Below are 17294 nucleotides of genomic sequence, written 5' to 3' on the forward strand. Positions count from 1 at the left end.
TTAGTTTACACCTTATTTTAACAGTAATGACTTATCGATGCAGAATGAGAGAATAGTGAATGAAATTTCCCCTTACCATCCTCTTATGCAATGCATTTATAAACCGCTGCTTGAGCCCCTCATGCTTAGTTTGTCCAGAACAAAACTTTGGTTAACCTCTTCTATAAAAGTGCTTTTTTAGGGAACAACTAACAAAATAAACTTTTCTTATTCCTTAAAAAAATAATATGGAGGGTGCTTATGACAGTAAAGTGGATAAGGTTGTTCAGCTCAGTTGCAATCGCTTTAGTACTAGTTGGATGCGGTGGTGATGACGAAAAGAAAGATGAAAGTTCTAATAATGATGCGAAAGCACAATCAGAAGAAAAGGAGAATAAGATAGACAACACTGGAGCCTCAAAAGGAAAGGGCGCCAAAGCTGCAGCCACGGCAGACGAAGAATTTCTAAATATTGCACATGGAGGGGCAAGTGGTTATGCTCCTGAACATACAAAACCTGCTTATGATAAAGCAATTGAGATGAATGCTGATTATTTAGAAATGGACATTCAAATGACAGCGGATGGCGTACCGGTGGCCTTTCATGACATGGAAGTAGACCGCCTCACCGATGGGCAAGGAAGAATCAATGATCTTACCCTTGAGGAAGTAAAAGAACTTGATGCGGGGTCGTGGTTCAATAAAGAATATCCTGATAAAGCGGATAAATCATTCGAAGGTGCAAAAATAATGACACTTGAAGAGATTATTGCTGAATACGGAATGGGCGTAAACTATTATATCGAGACAAAGTCGCCTACTCTTAACGACGGCATCGAGGAAGAAGTGGTCGAGATTGCAAAAGGACACGGACTTGTTGAAAAAGGGAATCTGTTCATTAAATCATTCCACAAAGATAGTCTGCAAAAAATTCATGCTATCAACGAAGGAATTCCTTTAATACAACTGCTTTGGTGGGAAATTAATGGAGAAGAAGGAAATGAACTAAAAGAGTGGTTAAATACAACCCCTTCCCCCGAAGATATGACTGATGAGGACTTCGCTGAAATCCGTGAATATGCAGTCGGAATTGGTCCACACCTTGGACTTCACGATGGTTCAGAAGTTATTGACGAAGACTTTGTCCAAAGAGCACGAGATAATGATCTTCTTGTGCATCTCTACACTATTAATATTAGAGGGGAAATGAAGCGACTAATCGATTGGGGTGTCACCGGTATCTTCACGGACTATCCAAATCGTCTTGATGAAGTAAGACCGTAATTTAAAATCAAAAGGAGGATACTAAAAATTATCCTCTTTTTTTTCTGAATAGAAAAATAAGCATCATAAAAAGCGAATATATACAGAAAAAAAGTAGCACCTAAATAACAGGCACTACTTAGTAATATTAAGGTTTTATGTTCTTCCAGCTGTCGACATGATGAATTCCTATGCCATTAAAACCGAAATAATTGGCATAATGATTATGAACCATTTCAAGTTGTTGGTTCATATATGTTTCTCCTTCTTCATAAAACGTAATCCTGTCCCCTTCACTGGTTTGACCAGTTTCCACGCCAATAACAAGTGCTGTTCCGTGCTGACCGGCATAAGCTACTTCATTTTTGACAATATCTATGATCATCGGAGCAGAATCACGATAGGCCATAATGGTAACGCTATCCATGTTAGCAATGACCCACTCCGCAAGAATTCCTTTTCCGAAAGTGTTTTTATAAGTAATTTCATCAAACCAGAATGGCAGATCTACTTCCAACGGTAGACCCAATGATTCCGTTCTTATCTTTGCATCTGTTAACAAGGATTGAAATGCTGTTACTGTCTTTGCTTGGTTTTTACTCCACCCGCTATACAAATAAGGTTCGACATCCAAATGAACACCTGCAAACTTTTGTGCAGTAGTGGATTCTTGTTGGTAATTCTCAAGCCATGATAACATTTTAGACTGATTACGTGCTCCTTTAGGTGCAACCCAATCAGGTCCCCCATCTAAAGCATATATACTTATTCCTTTTGCTGATGTTTTTTCAATAAAGCTTTGATAGTGAGGGATCGACATATCCTGATCGATTTGAACATAAACCTTGTTCACGTTTTTACTTTCAAGGAAAGTGACAGTTCCATCTTCATCATTCACAAACATCCATGGATTCCATAACCATGTGGCTCTGTCTTGCTTATCTAATGCATGGACATTTAAAGATATACTTCCGGCAATTACAAAAAACAAAACTACCACCATCACAATTTTCTTCATAACAAAAATCCCCCCTATTCTGTAAGCCGAGGCTCATAAAAAAGAAGGCCCGGGAACCTGACAACCATCTGCTTTGATAAGCATTTAGGCTCATGGCTTTGCGTCCTTCCCTTTAGGTCAAGTTTACCTTTTTCAGATTATATATTTAGTCATATTATATATTTATAACTTGATTTCGTCTATGCTTTTCACACCAATAAATCCGACGATGGAATCATTAAGCGATAGGAAATAGTATCAATACTGTCTGTTACTTAAAAAGGTGCAATTCAATCCTCACTGTCATCCAATATCCTCCTCTCATACTTTCACGTATCCCGTGAAAAATACAAGGAAGATATGACAAGGAGGATGTTATGGATAATCATCGTATAAAAGAAATTATTGAATCACCAGTTATGATCAACGTATCTTATCACGGAATTCCCGTATATATAGAAGAACTCAATGAAGCTAATAATACGGCAACCATTTTTCCATTGGACGAAATGGATCATTCACAAGAAGTAGACCTCTCGGGTCTCGTAGAGGAAGGCCCATAAACTTACTCGACATTTAAATAACCTGCTTTAGGAACTACGTCGAAACGAGCGGCCAGTTCCATCAGTTGCAAGTCAGTAATCGTTTGTTTAATGTCACCTTGAGCTCTAACAGCTGTGTAAACTTGTGCCGCTTTTTCTGCTGTTTCAATCAAACCGAATGTTTCGTCGATTGTTGCTCCCGTTCCATAAATGCCGTGGTGAGGCCAAATAACGAGACGATTATTTTCCGCGATTTTCTTAGCCGTCGCTTCTCCAATTTGGTCCGTCCCCGGTACCATCCAAGGAATAATTCCAACACCTTCCGGGAAAACAACCACACACTCCGTACACATTTGCCATAGTGTTCTTGAGAAGGCTCGATCATCTAGTTCATGAGTGAAGGTCATCGCAATAATATTTGTTGTATGCGTATGAATGACAATTCGATGACTAAGATCTCTTTTTAATCTTGCCGCATGAATCATTAAATGTGTCGGTAATTCACTTGTAGGTGTTCCCCCATCCTCAAAGCCCCATAGAACTTCATAAAACTTCCCGTCGTTTGTGACTCGGATAATTCCTAAACAGACAGAGGGGTCCTTTTCAACATTGCGGAAATACTTTCCAGACCCAGTCACGATGAAATACTTTCCGGCAAGGTCTGAAGCATCGAAATTCATCTCTGCTTTTCTTTTCACTTCGGTAACATCGATATATTTTTCTAGACTATCTTCCGGGAGTAAGTAGCTGACATTCCCTCCGTTTCGCTCATCCCAACCAAAACGATATAAGTTTCCAGTAACTTCTCGCATTTCCTTTACAAAAGATGCTTCTAAAATATTTAACATGTCAATCACTCCTTGGCTTTATGTCGTAGTATTTTTAAAATCTTTAACTATCATAAGTATAACTCCGAAAACCACAACAAACAATATTAACAATTGTTTGTTGTGGTTTTAATTGAGGAAATGTCACAATTTTGTTTCATTTAACAAAAAAATAGATTAAAATTGAGAAGCAAAGGAGTTGGTCAAATGAAAGGTTTTGAACGTAAAAAAGTCATTTTAAATAAATTGTATGTTGATAGAAAAGTTAACGTTAAGGAACTAGCTAATGAATTCGAGGTGTCCGAGGAAACAGTTCGTCGAGATCTTGAAAAACTGGAAAAGGAAGGTGTTGCTCAAAGAAGTTACGGGGGGGCAATGCTTAATAGTACCGAAGACCTTCCCTACACTACAAGGCACACCCGCAATTTAGAGAAAAAGAAAGTCATCGCAATGCGCTTAGAGCGTTATATTATTTCTGGAATGTCAATCATGGCTGATTCAAGTTCGACTGTACATGAAGCATTAAAATACTTAACGAACACAACCAAAGATATAAATGTCATTACTAATTCTGTAAGTGCCTTGAATGAACTTTCCTACTCTAACTTGAATATCATCTCTACCGGAGGCATGTTGCGCGAACGATCCAGTGCCCTTGTCGGTCCTCTTACAATCAATGCTGTGCAGCAATTCAATGCTGACATCGCATTGATTAGCTGCAAGTCTCTATCGATGGAAAAAGGACTTTCTGACGCAGATGATATTGAAGCTGCAATAAAATTAGAAATGGTCAAGCAATCAAACAAAGTTATTCTGCTTGTAGACTCTACTAAGTTTGATCAGGATTCTCTCGTTAAACTACTCGATTTCAAAAAAGTGAACGTGCTGATTACAGATGAGTTACCCTTAAATAAATGGACAGAGTTTTTGAAAGCAAAAAATGTGGTATTACAGTAATAACAAATCTAATGGACTACTTTGAGATATTTTTCATTTTTAAAAGGGTTTTTGTTCCTATTTATGAAATAAATGTAATCATATCTAATTTCTAAATACTTTTTCGAAAGTTTTAATATAAAACTATTTTAAATTATGATACATTTAACTAACTGTTGAGAAAATTTAGAAAGCGAGGTGGCTATACTAATGAACCCTGCTAAATTTAAATATAAAATAGATATGGTTCAGGTATTGGAAAGTATCTCTGAGGCATCTTTTTTTCTAAACTCGGATTGGGAAATAGAGTTTATTAACAAGGCCGCTGAGCCCTTTCTTGTTGAAAACAACAAAGATCTAATAGGAATGAGTATTTGGGAAGCTTTGCCTAAGTATAAGGATACCCCTACACATGAAAAACTTCTTCAGATATATGAGAATCAAAAACCAGCCACCTTCGAAATGATAGGATTGTATAATAAAAACTGGCTTGAAGTGAAAGTTTTTCCTAATTCAACTGGATTATTTGTCATGTTCAGCGATATTACAGATCGGAAAAAAAGTGAAAAACAGAAGCAGCATTACGAAAAATTAAAGGTGATTGGAGAAATGGCTGCAGGTGTAGCACACGAAGTTAGAAACCCAATGACAAGTGTCAAAGGTTTTTTACAACTGATGGCTCAAAATGAATCCCTGATTGACCACAAAAGTATTTTCAATTTAATGATTGACGAGGTAAACCGTGTGAATGATATTATTACCGAATTTCTCGATATTGCCAAAGATAAGCCTGAAAAATTGGAGTACTCCAATTTAAACACTTTAATAGAAATCATCTATCCTTTGCTTGATTCGCGAGCACTAAAAGAAGGTAAATCAGTTATTTTAAAACTAGGCAGTATTTCAAATATTAACGTCGATAAAAATGAAATCCGCCAGCTATTATTGAACTTGGTCAACAATTCGCTGGATGCTATGGATTACGGAAAATCTGTTTATATTATAACCACTGAAGAGAATGGAAAAGTTCTCTTGTCTATTCAAGATGAAGGTTGTGGTATCCCCCCTGAATTGATGGATGATATTGCAACCCCTTTCATTACTACAAAAGATGAAGGAACAGGATTAGGAGTCCCAATATGTTTTTCCATCGCTAACAGAAACAATGCAAAGATTGATTATAACTCTAGTTCAGCTGGGACTACTTTTAATATTCGATTTTCTCAATAATCAATTTTATTTTTAAATTAAATCCACCCTCAATTACTCCCATACAACTTTATACCCGATAGATAATTTCTCATACCGCATTCAAAAAATCTCCTAAATTGCCCAGTCAAGCGGTGCAATTAAATGTAAGCGCAATCATTATATACAAGATGAGATCGTAATGAAGGAGTTATTTAACAGCCACCCAAGGAGGACAGCAACAACTAATCTTAGGTCCTTCGTACTTTATTGATGAGAAAACAAGATATATGTGTATTCGTCTATGCATATCCTCCGCGCCTTTCATAAGATAAAGGAAGAAATGTTGGAGGTGTAGCAATTGAAAGAAACGTATTTACGCTGGTCGGAAACTCCATACGCAGGAGAAAATAAGTCCCCTGACAATCCTATTACCCCATTAGCTGGCTCATGGCCTCTCACTTTTTTAAATCGAGACAAGAATGGAAAATTTCTTGATCCAACTAATAATCGAATGATTCTACCAATCAAGCATCCTAATCAGATAAATTTTGATAAGGAATTAATGATCGTGCAAAAAACATTAGATTCCCTTTCTGATAGTAACAGAAGAATTGGTATCTACTATGGAACTGGTGTACCAACTAAACAATGGACACCTGTGATAGACCGTTTAAATGACACCTATGATGTTAGTCCTACTCATGCTGCAAGAATTTTGTCTGCAGTGCAAGGTGCTATTAATGACGCTATGATTGTAACATGGTACTTGAAATATAAATGGGACAGTGCAAGACCTAATCAATATGACCAAACAATGAAAACGTTATTATGCACCCCGCGTTTTCCATCCTATCCATCTGGTCATTCTACAATGTCAGGATGCGCGGAAATTGTGTTAAGTTATTTCTTTCCAAAGGAATCTAACAAGCTCCAAAAAGTAGCTTATGATAATGCATTTAGTAGGCTATATGCAGGCGTACACTTCCCATCTGATAATACGGAAGGTTTAAAACTCGGAAGGTATATCGGAGAATTAATTGTTAAACATCTAAAAAGTCAGCATAATAAAGAATTTCTCCCCGTTGATAATCCGTATAGAGATTTTATAGATGCCGATATATTTCCAACAGATTATCAGCAATTTATCCCGCATGATTTCCCTGAAGCTTGTACTTCCCTTTTAAAAGGTGAAAAATCCAGTCATCAAGAGAAGAATCTCCATGTACCTAAACCATTGCTTTACTAAGCAAAGAAACTGCTATTTATTATTAAAGTAAATGTTTTCTATTGTTAATCCATACTCTTTCACTCTTCTCTATTGTCACAAAATCGTAATGTTTAGGACCAAATACCAGTAACTGGTGACAATTGTCACTGTTATTGGTGTTGGCCATTGATACAATAAACACTAGAATATTTTAAGCATTTCGACGTCGCTTAAACATGTTCACTACGGACAATAGAGGGGGATTTAAATGAATTTTCCAAAACTAAAAATCGGTCAAATGGAGCCCGCAGTACCAATCATTCAAGGTGGTATGGGAGTAGGTATTTCATTAAGTAATTTAGCGGCGGCTGTTGCAAATGCAGGCGGAATAGGTATCATCTCTGGCACTGGAATATCTGTGGAAGAATTAAAAACCCACATTAGAAAAGCGAGGGAATTAACGCAAGGCGTTGGCTATATTGGCGTGAATGTCTTGTATGCGATGACAGATTTTGCTGAAACAATGAAGGCTGCATTAGAAGAAAAGGTAGATTTTATTATTTCAGGCGCGGGTATATCAAGAGATATGTATTCTTGGGGGAAAGACTATAATACGCCAGTTATATCCATTGTATCTTCAGCAAAGTTGGCAAAGATGTCTCAACGGTTAGGCGCCTCAGCTGTTGTAGTTGAAGGATTTGAAGCAGGCGGTCACCTAGGAACTGACCGAGCACTCTTTGAGATTCTACCAGAAGTTGTTGAGGCAGTGAATATACCAGTTATTGCTGCAGGTGGGATAATCAATGGAAAAGACGTAAAAAAAGCACTAGCCATGGGTGCTTCCGGAGTTCAAATGGGTTCACGATTTGTGGCAAGTGAAGAGTGCGATGCCCCATTATCTTTCAAAGAAAAATTCCTTCACAGCAAAGAAGGCGATACCACTTTAATAGAATCTGTCGTGGGTTTAAAAGGCAGGGCTATTAAAAACGCTTTTACAGATAAAATAAGTGAAAATAAAAAAAGTCAAAATTGACAAATGTGTTACTTGTTTAAAAAAATGCTCTCACAGATACTGTATCCTAGATTCCTTGTTGAAATCGAGAGCCGGAGATGCCGAAGATGGACTTATTTTTAGCGGATCAAGGGTTCATGAAATCAACGATATTTTGCCTGTGAAAAAAATCATTGATAACATTATGAGCGAGTTCACAGAATTTAATACGTTGTTATCTAACTAGCGAAGACAAAACAAAGGAAGGGCTATCATGTCCTTCCTTTGTTTTGTCTTCGACAAGTATTATGCGGGTTTTCTAGGGTCTTAACCGGCCTCAAAACTTTGACAAGTGAGAGACAATCATATATTCTAACTCTTATTAGCTTTAAACCTGACTAATAACATCGGAATTATTTATTATATAAGGAGGTCTTGTTATGAGAAAAATTTGGAAAGCATACCTAGAAGTATCACTGATTAAAAAAGTTACGATTGCACTCATCCTAGGAATTACTGTCGGACTTATATTTGGCGAGAGTGCATCACTCCTCTCACCATTTGGAGATCTGTTAATGAACCTCCTCCAATTTATTATTGTCCCACTCATCTTTTTCACACTTATAGTTGGGATTAATCAAACTAGCTCAAGCAACCTAGGACGGATGGGAGGTAAGGTGTTTCTGTATTACCTTGCTACATCAGCTTTTGCTATCATTGTCGGAATTACTGTCGCTAGTCTTTTCAATCCGGGTGAAGGAATAACATTTTCAGGCACAGAGAGTATTGATGTACCCGAGAATCCAGGTATTGTTGAAGTCCTGCTGAGTATTGTCCCGGATAATATTATCGCTGGGTTTTACGAAATGAATTTACTCGGTATCATTTTTACCGCGCTTGTGTTCGGGATTGGATTATCTGTAATGAGAGCATCTAGCCATTTAAATGAAATGGGCGATCGTCTTTACCAAACTTTTGATTCGCTAAATGAATTAACACTAATCATTATGAGAGCTATTTTACAATATATCCCGATTGGTGTTTTTGCCATTCTCGCCAACATCATTGGGAATCAAGGGATCGATACACTTTTAGGGTTAGGAAATTTCATTATTGTCTTGTATATTGCAATTATTGTACATCTTGCTCTGTACGTTCTATTAATGATTCTTTTAAAAATCAAACCAATAAGCTTTTTCAAAGAAGCCCGGACACCGATGATTACTGCATTCGTCACTCAAAGTAGTACAGGTGTGCTCCCTGTGACTTTGAATGCTGCAAAAAACCTGGGTCTGAAGAAAAGTCTATACGGCTTCAGTTTGCCACTTGGTGCGACCATGAACATGGACGGTGCGGCGATCCGTATTGCCGTTTCTACAGTGTTCGCCGCCAATGTCATTGGCGAACCACTTTCGATAATTGCTATCTTCCAAGTCGTCTTAATCGGAACCTTGGTCTCTGTCGGAACAGCTGGAGTACCAGGAGCTGGGATCGTTATGATAGCTACTGTCTTCGCACAGCTTGGCCTACCTATGGAAGCCGTTGCATTGCTTGCGGCCGTAGATATACTAATTGGCATGGGAGCAACAGCACTGAACGTTACTGGGGATCTTGTTGGTGCCGCGGTTATTAATAAAACGGAAAAGAATGCTACTGAAAAAGGATAATTGTATTAGCAATGTTCATTCATTGCACTAAAAGGGCACTGAAAAATAACTTTTTCAGTGCCCTTACCTATCGCTATTCTTTTATTTCCATTTACTATCTCTGTTCTAACCTTGCAATTCTCTCATCTAAATCCGGGTGAGAAGAGAAAAGCTTCATCATTCCGCCTTTACCATTAATCTTCATTGTTTGAATCGCGGAATCATCGGTGCGGTCCTTCACTGTAGCACGTGATACGTGAGCTTGCAGTGAGCGAAGCGCGTGAGCCATTTTATCGCGACCTGCTAAGTCCCCGCCTCCACGGTCCGCATGAAACTCTCGGTGCCGTGAGTATGCCGATACGACTAAACTTCCAAGAATCGAGAACAAAATCTGGAAGACAATAATTGCCGCAAAACGAACGATGAACTCCATTTCAGACCGCACTAACCTTGATACGAGAATAGCGGCAATTCTTGCGAAAAAGATAACAAATGTGTTCACAACACCTTGGAGTAAAGTCATCGTGACCATGTCCCCGTTTGCCACGTGAGCCACTTCATGGGCAATAACACCTTCAACGGCAGCTTCATCCATATTGTTAAGCAAGCCTGCTGAAACACAAACTAGAGAACGTTTTTTCGAAGGGCCTGTCGCAAAAGCATTTACTTCTGCAGACTGATAAATTCCTACTTCAGGCATGTGCATTAACCCTGCTGCACGTGAATAGCGATGAACCTTCTCCACCACTGCACGTTCTGCATTCGATAGTTGTCCATCCGGGTCAAGCACTTTAACCTTCATCATTTTTTTAGCCATCCATCGTGACATAGCTAAGGAAATAAATGATCCTGCAAAACCTACGAGTAAACTGAATACCATTAACGATGTATAATTAATTCCTAATCCAGAAGCGTCTGCACCTAAATCAAACGAACCTCCCAAATTAGTAAACCTTGTAATTAATGACCAGACGATCACAATCGTTGTCATAACAAGAATATTAGTTAAAAGAAAAAATAAAACTCGTTTTCCCATTCAAACTCCTCCATTTTTTTCACTACTTCCTCATATATTTTAACACGATTTTGGTAGAATAACAGAAAATATCACTCGAAAAATATGGTGTTTTTTCGCAATGAAATTTCTAGCGATTCCCCAGTGCCCTGTTAAGTAGTGATAAATCTTCCTCAGAAGTTTTTCCACGTCTTTTTAAATTTATTCTAAAGGCCGTCAATCTTAGAACCTTTCTCAGCGGAGGATACCGCTGAGTTTTGCCATTCCACTTCGTTCGTGCCGTTCTAACTGACCAACTTCTTCTGATTGACACTAAACACATCATAAAGAAACACTCAACCACGTCTCAGACAGTTAAGTGTAGCTAAATGATTATGTTAGTCACAATCACAACTGTGATGTAGGCGTGACTGTATGCTAAAGAACCTCACCATTAAAAAAGCCCCTCACAAATCAATCATGAGAGGGTTCTTGAAAATTTTATACGGTTTGCCTGGCTTTTTCAAGCGCCTGGTCAACAGAAACATAATCATATCCAAGATCATCGGCTACTGCTTTATATGTTACATAACCAGCAACCGTGTTTACTCCTAATTTAAGAGAAGCATTCTCGGACACTGCTTGGTGAACACCCTTGTTAGCGATTTGCACTGCATAAGGTACGGTCACGTTTGTAAGGGCAATCGTTGATGTTCTTGGTACTGCACCAGGCATGTTTGCTACAGCATAGTGGACAATTCCGTGCTTATCATATGTCGGTATATCATGAGTAGTAATACGATCTACCGTTTCAAAAATCCCTCCTTGGTCGATTGCTACATCTACAATTACCGAGCCTGGAGTCATTGCTTTAATCATTTCTTCTGTGACAAGTTTTGGTGCTTTTGCTCCAGGAATCAAAACAGCGCCAATGACCAAGTCTGATTCTGCTACAGCTTGAGCAATATTTAATGGATTAGACATGAGCGTTTGAATTTCATTCCCAAAAATATCGTCAATTTCACGAAGACGATCTGGGCTGAGGTCAATAATCGTTACTTTAGCGCCAAGTCCTATTGCTATTTTGGCAGCATTCGTACCGACCACTCCACCACCAATGATGGTCACCTTGCCGCGCTGAACACCAGGAACACCTGCTAATAGGATTCCTTTGCCGCCATTGAATTTTTGCAGAAACTGAGCTCCTAGTTGAGTAGACATGCGACCTGCAACTTCACTCATTGGTGTCAGAAGTGGTAGGGAACGATTCATTTCAACTGTCTCATAAGCGATAGCCGTAACTCCTTTTTCTGTTAAAGCTTTTGCAAGACCCGGTTCAGCGGCTAAGTGTAAATACGTAAATAAAATCAGCCCTTTGCGGAAATACGTATATTCTTCCGGAAGAGGTTCTTTAACTTTCATAACCATCTCAGCATTCCAGACTTCCGATGCTGTATAAGCGATTTTTGCGCCTGCCTCAATAAATGACTCATCCGTAAAACCACTTCCGACTCCTGCTTCGGTTTCCACTTGAACCGAATGTCCTGCTTTCAGCAATGAAACAACTCCTGCCGGTGTAAGTGCTACACGATTTTCATTATTTTTAATTTCTCTCGGCACCCCAATAATCATGAATAACTTCCTCCTTTATGATTGTTCTCTTAATGTGAGTATAATCATTAAGAGTGTTTTTCGCTTTGGTGAGAAAAGAGAAAAAAAGAGAGACTGTTTGTGAAATTCTACAAACGGCCTCTCTTTTTCATTTTATTAAGCTTCATATCTAAATACAAAGTCATCTTTTCATTTGGACTTCTTAAATTAATTTTGCCTACAGCTGCGATCCGTTTTAGGCGGTACGCCAATGTATTCGTATGTATGTGCAATTCCTTAGCAGCCTCATTCACATGACTATCTTTGTTTATAAACACCTCTAGCGTCCCTAACAGATTAGTGTTATTTATTTCATCATAGTCTGTTAGTTTTTGTAACGAATTATTTTCATAACCGTCTTTCTCGTTTTTTTTAATCAGAAGGTCTAAATAACGATATACCCCTAGATTTTGGTAACAGTCTGCCTGCTTCAATTCCTCTGAAAACTGCTTCTTTAAGCGTAATACCGTTAAAGCCTCTTGGTAACTTGCTTCTACTTTTTCATAGGTTTCATAGATGTTACCACAACTACCTTGAATGTGACTGCTAGTAAAACGTTGGTTCATATGAGCAATAAACTCTTCGATAAACTTAGATGCCTCTAAATCCCCTTTTGCAGGCGGGGAACATAGTAAAATCAACTCGTTGTGATTAATGACGTGGAATGTCACTCTTATTTTTTCCGTTGTTGTGATCATATATGAAATGTATCGTTCTATGTTGGTGCTAATTTCAGTAGAAAACTGAAAAACCATCACGGAAATGGGAAAGTGTGCATAGATATTTAACTCTTCAAAACCACTTTTTATTTCTTCTTGAGATTTCAGATGCCCCGTGAGAAGTTGCCAAAAAAACTCTTGATAATTTTTCTCTCTTCTTCGATTGTTACCTTGTAACTTTAATAAATGATTTTTGGCTGCTTTGGCTGCTTCCTTCAGTAACCTTAACTCTTCCTCTGAAAGGTGATTATCGATTTCGAGTACCCAGATATAACCCAAGATCTCATTTTTTGTTCGAATGGTAATCGCAATTCGATCACCAAGACCTACTTCCGTTATTTCAGAGATCCGCACCGGGTCTTCGCTCTGCACAAGCTTAGGCATCACCCCGTCTCTCCATAAACTATTGATGACCTTTTCAGGAACTCTTCTCCCCATAATTGTGGCAATTCGAGCAGCATCCGTACGTTCATCATGAGAACTATAAGCAAGCAATCGGTGGTTAGTGTCCTCAATCGTTGCTGGGCATTGTAAGACGTCACTTATTTTATCCACGAGGCTTTCTAAACTTTCGAAAGAACCTGCGAAAGGACTTTTATTTAAGTTACTGTCTTTCATAGAAACCCCCTTTACAATTCTTCTGATGATTATTCTTATTTTATTATAACGAAATAACAGGTGAATTTGATACTTTTATTCATTCCCCATGTGGTTTGACATAAATTCGTTGGAAAAAACAAAAAAACATCCAGAAAAACCTGAATGTTTTCAACGAATCTATTAGATATTTGCTTATATTAAAACAGCGGTGTCACTCAGATAACGCCTTGTGAGATCATTGCATCAGCCACTTTAACGAAGCCAGCAATGTTGGCACCGATGACCAAGTTACCGGGTGAATCATATTCTTTTGCTGCTTCCATACTGTCGCGATATATCCTCTTCATGATTACTTGTAATTTCTCGTCAACTTCTTCGAAAGTCCAAGCTATCCTTGCACTATTTTGTGCCATCTCTAGTGCAGAGACCGAAACACCACCTGCATTGGCAGCTTTCCCCGGTGCAAAGAGAATATTATTATCCAAGAAGATTTCGTAAGCTTCTTGTGTGACCGGCATGTTTGCCCCTTCACCGACAGCAGCCACGCCATTAGCGACTAATATTTTTGCGCCCATCTCATCAAGTTCATTTTGTGTGGCACAAGGTAATGCTATATCACAAGGAACAGACCAAATTCCAGAGCTTCCTTCAAAAAACAGTGCTTCAGGATGTTCCGTTACATACTCATCAATACGTTTATTGTCTTCTTCTTTCAATCGTTTAATCGTTGAGAGATCAATACCTCGTTTGTCATAAATATAACCACTTGAATCGCTACATGCAACAACTTTTCCGCCTAACTGCTGTGCTTTTTCCATCGCATAGACAGACACATTGCCCGAACCTGACACAGTGACTGTACTATTCTGAAAGCTTAGCGCGTTGTCTTTCAACATTTCCTCGACAAAATAGACGGTGCCATATCCTGTAGCCTCTTTACGTGCTAGACTTCCACCGTAATCCAAGCCCTTTCCTGTTAAGACCCCTGGTACAAACCCGCCTTGCATCTTTTTATACTGGCCAAACATATAACCGATCTCTCTCGCTCCAACACCAATATCTCCTGCAGGAACATCGGTATCAGGACCGATATGTTTACATAATTCCGACATGAAACTTTGACAAAATCTCATTACTTCTCCATCGGATTTACCTTTAGGATCAAAATCAGCCCCACCTTTTCCTGCGCCAATCGGTTGACCCGTTAATGAATTCTTGAAAATTTGCTCAAACCCTAGAAACTTAACAATACTTGCATTAACAGAAGGATGAAAGCGTAAACCACCCTTGTAAGGACCGATAGCACTGTTAAATTGAACACGAAAACCACGGTTAACTTTTACCTCTCCTAGATCATTGACCCACGGGACTCTAAAGGTAATCGTTCTTTCCGGTTCTGCGATTCTTTCGAGAATTGCTTGTTTTCTGTAATGAGGATTTTTCGCAAACACAGGTACTAAAGAGTCAAATACTTCTTTGACTGCCTGATGGAACTCTGTTTCGTAAAGGTTTCTCTCCTTTACAGTTTGATATACTTGTTTCATGTAATTTAGGCTTTCTTGCGTATGCATATGTTCGATATTCTCTAACGTTTTCATACTTTTCAGCCTCCATGTGTCTAATTTATATAAACTTATTTAAGCTATCTCTAGATTTCCTACTATTTTTTATTTTATAATTAAAAGAATCATCTAATCAATATCAATAATCGATAGGATTAATGCCTTTTTGAGATGAATGCAATTAAAGGGGTTGAAAACGTGGAAATAAGACAAATTAGATACTTTATGGAAGTTGCTACTCGAGAGCACGTGACAGAGGCCGCAAACGCCCTGCACGTCGCACAATCAGCAGTTAGCCGTCAAATATTTAGTTTAGAAAATGAATTAGGAGTCGATCTTTTTATACGAGAGGGGCGTCGGGTGAGATTAACACCAATAGGTAAAATATTTTTGGACCGTATCTCCCATGGGATGAATGTAATGGATGACGCAAAACGAGAGGTCTCGGAATACTTGGATCCTGAAAAAGGGACAATTCGGATTGCATTTCCTATTAGCCTAGCAGCCTACACGTTACCTACTGCCATCTCATCCTTTCGAATGCAATATCCCGAAGCCAAATTTCAACTAAAGCAAGCTCTCTACGATGACTTGATTGGCGGGGTTGCCAAAGGAGATTTTAATATGGCGTTAATTGGTCCGGTTCCACCGGATACAAAGAGAATCCAGCGAAAAATACTATTTACAGAAAATGTGGTGGCACTGTTGCCGATTCACCACCCGCTTGCGGATCGATCAACCATACGATTACGAGAGCTAAAAGACGAACCGTTTGTCCTACTACCAGAAGGCTTTGTTTTCCGTGATATAGTTATAAAAGCTTGTACAGATTTGGGATTCCATCCAAATATTGCTTTTGAGGGGGATGATATTGACGCTTTAAAGGGGCTTGTTTCTGCCGGTCTTGGTGTCACACTCATGCCAGAAGTTACTTTGGTTGATAGTCTATCCCGTTCCACCGTAAAAATACCGTTAGTCGAACCGAACGTTACACGGACAGTAGGAGTTATTACCTCAAAAGAACGAGTACTTCTTCCAACGGAACAACTCTTCTATGAATTCCTGCAGGACTTCTTTTCCAGGTTAAGTCATTTCAAAGCGTAATTTTTAATAATTTATAAGATCACTATATATGAAAAAGCAGTTGTTTTAACGTGAAATAAGGTATCAAAGGAGTCATACCGACTTTTTGATACCTCTAATCCCATATTACTCACAAACAAGCACTTCACGGAAAAATGTTTTATTCTTAGTAGCGATACATCTGTCAACAATAGTAAATCCTGCTTGACTAATAAATTTATCGACGGGATCAATCGTTACCACCAATACCTTTTTTGCAAAACTGCGAGCACTTTCGAACATTTCCAATTGCTCTTCCTCTGTAATGACTGAGCATAAATTATAGGGCATATCGATGATCGCAACATCATAATCACCAGAAATTTTTCTCATATCCGCTAAATTTACTGGGGTCGTCTCATAGCCAAAGTGAGCCAAATTTTTTTGTGATCCGTACATTACCTTTGGATTCATGTCACTTCCCACAATATCTATCCCCATCGAACTCGCTTCTATAAGAACCGTACCTATACCGCAACACGGATCAATAACTTTTAAACCAACAGGATCAGGAACAGCAATATTAACTACGCTTCTCGCCATCCTCGTACTCAATGCAGTAGAGTATTCATACGGTTTTTGCTGGTGTTTAAACCAAACAGATTCACTTAGAAATAACGCTCCGAAAAGCCATTTTCCGTTAAGATTCATGATACCCAGTAGTTGTTCCGGTTTTTTCAAGTCAACGTCCCCTTGAAGGTAGAAGCCAACTTCTCGTTCAATGTCCCGTCTGTCTGAAAAAGAGCGGGATTCGCCGGAAGGATTCTTTATAAAAACTAGCTTTATCGTCTTTTCTTTAAAGACTATATCTTCCGTTTTTTTAATGATTTCCTCAATTGATGAGCCTTCCGCGAGAACGTCCAAGCGTTCCTTCATAAAAGGGCTTCGGCTTGGATCCACCTGTACGGAAGTTTCCAAAATATTCGACTCCGAATCAAAACCAAAAAAAGCGCGCATTTCTAACTTACATATGGATCGTTCTTCTTTTGTGTAAGAATAGGTATAAATTGATTGTTTTACTACATTCACTGTCGTCATCCTTTAATGGGTTCGCATTTTGCATAGAGC

General features: G+C 38.7%; 14 protein-coding genes, 1 pseudogene and 1 riboswitch. Of the genes and pseudogenes, 8 read left to right on the forward strand and 7 right to left on the reverse strand.

The window, feature by feature from the left end; all coding sequences use genetic code 11:
* Positions 1-240 precede the first annotated feature (240 nt).
* Positions 241-1263 carry a glycerophosphodiester phosphodiesterase gene (locus tag ACHABW_RS07005; protein WP_435754656.1) on the forward strand — a complete coding sequence of 341 codons (1023 nt, stop codon included), beginning with the start codon at positions 241-243 and terminating at the stop codon, positions 1261-1263.
* Between the two features lie 127 nt (positions 1264-1390).
* Here the strand turns inward: ACHABW_RS07005 and ACHABW_RS07010 are convergent, their stop codons facing one another.
* Positions 1391-2260, reverse strand: coding sequence for an amidase (locus tag ACHABW_RS07010; protein ID WP_435754657.1), 870 nt, complete (start codon positions 2258-2260; stop codon positions 1391-1393).
* Positions 2261-2308: 48 nt separating this feature from the next.
* A riboswitch (cyclic di-GMP riboswitch) is annotated at positions 2309-2398 on the reverse strand.
* Positions 2399-2616: 218 nt separating this feature from the next.
* Between ACHABW_RS07010 and ACHABW_RS07015 the strand changes: the two genes are divergently transcribed.
* Positions 2617-2802: an H-type small acid-soluble spore protein gene (locus tag ACHABW_RS07015; RefSeq protein WP_435754658.1), complete on the forward strand. Its 186-nt coding sequence runs from the start codon at positions 2617-2619 to the stop codon at positions 2800-2802.
* A gap of 2 nt (positions 2803-2804) precedes the next feature.
* On the opposite strand, the gene rhaD is transcribed toward ACHABW_RS07015, so the two are convergent.
* The gene (rhaD, locus tag ACHABW_RS07020) at positions 2805-3629 is read right to left on the reverse strand and encodes a rhamnulose-1-phosphate aldolase (protein WP_435754659.1); all 825 of its coding nucleotides are present in this window, start codon (positions 3627-3629) and stop codon (positions 2805-2807) included.
* A 186-nt stretch (positions 3630-3815) separates the two neighbouring features.
* Between rhaD and ACHABW_RS07025 the strand changes: the two genes are divergently transcribed.
* The 5 genes and pseudogenes from ACHABW_RS07025 to ACHABW_RS07045 all read left to right on the forward strand — a co-directional run bounded on the left by ACHABW_RS07025 (position 3816) and on the right by ACHABW_RS07045 (position 9600).
* Positions 3816-4565, forward strand: coding sequence for a DeoR/GlpR family DNA-binding transcription regulator (locus ACHABW_RS07025; protein ID WP_435754660.1), 750 nt, complete (start codon positions 3816-3818; stop codon positions 4563-4565).
* A gap of 189 nt (positions 4566-4754) precedes the next feature.
* The gene (locus ACHABW_RS07030) at positions 4755-5774 is read left to right on the forward strand and encodes a two-component system sensor histidine kinase NtrB (RefSeq protein WP_435754661.1); all 1020 of its coding nucleotides are present in this window, start codon (positions 4755-4757) and stop codon (positions 5772-5774) included.
* A gap of 319 nt (positions 5775-6093) precedes the next feature.
* Complete coding sequence (locus tag ACHABW_RS07035) at positions 6094-6981, forward strand: vanadium-dependent haloperoxidase (RefSeq protein ID WP_435754662.1); 888 nt, start codon at positions 6094-6096, stop codon at positions 6979-6981.
* A 229-nt stretch (positions 6982-7210) separates the two neighbouring features.
* Positions 7211-8180: pseudogene (locus tag ACHABW_RS07040) on the forward strand (NAD(P)H-dependent flavin oxidoreductase).
* A gap of 193 nt (positions 8181-8373) precedes the next feature.
* Positions 8374-9600: a dicarboxylate/amino acid:cation symporter gene (locus ACHABW_RS07045; protein ID WP_435754663.1), complete on the forward strand. Its 1227-nt coding sequence runs from the start codon at positions 8374-8376 to the stop codon at positions 9598-9600.
* Positions 9601-9694: 94 nt separating this feature from the next.
* Here the strand turns inward: ACHABW_RS07045 and htpX are convergent, their stop codons facing one another.
* The 4 genes from htpX to gdhA form a co-directional block, all read right to left on the reverse strand.
* Positions 9695-10615 (reverse strand): protease HtpX, encoded by a 921-nt coding sequence (gene htpX / locus ACHABW_RS07050; RefSeq protein WP_110938182.1) that lies wholly within the window; start codon positions 10613-10615, stop codon positions 9695-9697.
* 459 nt (positions 10616-11074) lie between these two features.
* A complete protein-coding gene (ald, locus tag ACHABW_RS07055; RefSeq protein WP_435754664.1) occupies positions 11075-12205 on the reverse strand; it encodes an alanine dehydrogenase in 1131 nt (376 codons plus the stop codon).
* A 107-nt stretch (positions 12206-12312) separates the two neighbouring features.
* Positions 12313-13560 (reverse strand): PucR family transcriptional regulator, encoded by a 1248-nt coding sequence (locus tag ACHABW_RS07060; RefSeq protein WP_435754665.1) that lies wholly within the window; start codon positions 13558-13560, stop codon positions 12313-12315.
* Between the two features lie 197 nt (positions 13561-13757).
* Positions 13758-15113 (reverse strand): NADP-specific glutamate dehydrogenase, encoded by a 1356-nt coding sequence (gene gdhA / locus ACHABW_RS07065; RefSeq protein WP_435754722.1) that lies wholly within the window; start codon positions 15111-15113, stop codon positions 13758-13760.
* A gap of 189 nt (positions 15114-15302) precedes the next feature.
* Between gdhA and ACHABW_RS07070 the strand changes: the two genes are divergently transcribed.
* On the forward strand, positions 15303-16208 hold the full coding sequence (locus ACHABW_RS07070) for a LysR family transcriptional regulator (RefSeq protein ID WP_435754666.1): 906 nt from the start codon (positions 15303-15305) through the stop codon (positions 16206-16208).
* A gap of 105 nt (positions 16209-16313) precedes the next feature.
* On the opposite strand, the gene ACHABW_RS07075 is transcribed toward ACHABW_RS07070, so the two are convergent.
* Positions 16314-17264 carry a TRM11 family SAM-dependent methyltransferase gene (locus tag ACHABW_RS07075; RefSeq protein ID WP_435754667.1) on the reverse strand — a complete coding sequence of 317 codons (951 nt, stop codon included), beginning with the start codon at positions 17262-17264 and terminating at the stop codon, positions 16314-16316.
* Between the last annotated feature and the right edge of the window lie 30 nt (positions 17265-17294).

Origin of the sequence: Salipaludibacillus sp. CF4.18 (assembly GCF_051262595.1) — a bacterium.
Taxonomy (GTDB): domain Bacteria; phylum Bacillota; class Bacilli; order Bacillales; family Salisediminibacteriaceae; genus Salipaludibacillus; species Salipaludibacillus neizhouensis.

Excerpts from the sequence above, each read along its gene's own strand:
- rhaD (WP_435754659.1), bottom strand. The coding sequence starts at position 3,629 with ATGTTAAATATTTTAGAAGCATCTTTTGTAAAGGAAATGCGAGAAGTT.
- ACHABW_RS07025 (WP_435754660.1), top strand. The coding sequence starts at position 3,816 with ATGAAAGGTTTTGAACGTAAAAAAGTCATTTTAAATAAATTGTATGTT.
- ACHABW_RS07045 (WP_435754663.1), top strand. The coding sequence starts at position 8,374 with ATGAGAAAAATTTGGAAAGCATACCTAGAAGTATCACTGATTAAAAAA.
- ACHABW_RS07075 (WP_435754667.1), bottom strand. The coding sequence starts at position 17,264 with ATGACGACAGTGAATGTAGTAAAACAATCAATTTATACCTATTCTTAC.
- ACHABW_RS07030 (WP_435754661.1), top strand. The coding sequence starts at position 4,755 with ATGAACCCTGCTAAATTTAAATATAAAATAGATATGGTTCAGGTATTG.
- htpX (WP_110938182.1), bottom strand. The coding sequence starts at position 10,615 with ATGGGAAAACGAGTTTTATTTTTTCTTTTAACTAATATTCTTGTTATG.
- ald (WP_435754664.1), bottom strand. The coding sequence starts at position 12,205 with ATGATTATTGGGGTGCCGAGAGAAATTAAAAATAATGAAAATCGTGTA.
- ACHABW_RS07015 (WP_435754658.1), top strand. The coding sequence starts at position 2,617 with ATGGATAATCATCGTATAAAAGAAATTATTGAATCACCAGTTATGATC.
- ACHABW_RS07060 (WP_435754665.1), bottom strand. The coding sequence starts at position 13,560 with ATGAAAGACAGTAACTTAAATAAAAGTCCTTTCGCAGGTTCTTTCGAA.
- ACHABW_RS07010 (WP_435754657.1), bottom strand. The coding sequence starts at position 2,260 with ATGAAGAAAATTGTGATGGTGGTAGTTTTGTTTTTTGTAATTGCCGGA.
- gdhA (WP_435754722.1), bottom strand. The coding sequence starts at position 15,113 with ATGCATACGCAAGAAAGCCTAAATTACATGAAACAAGTATATCAAACT.
- ACHABW_RS07005 (WP_435754656.1), top strand. The coding sequence starts at position 241 with ATGACAGTAAAGTGGATAAGGTTGTTCAGCTCAGTTGCAATCGCTTTA.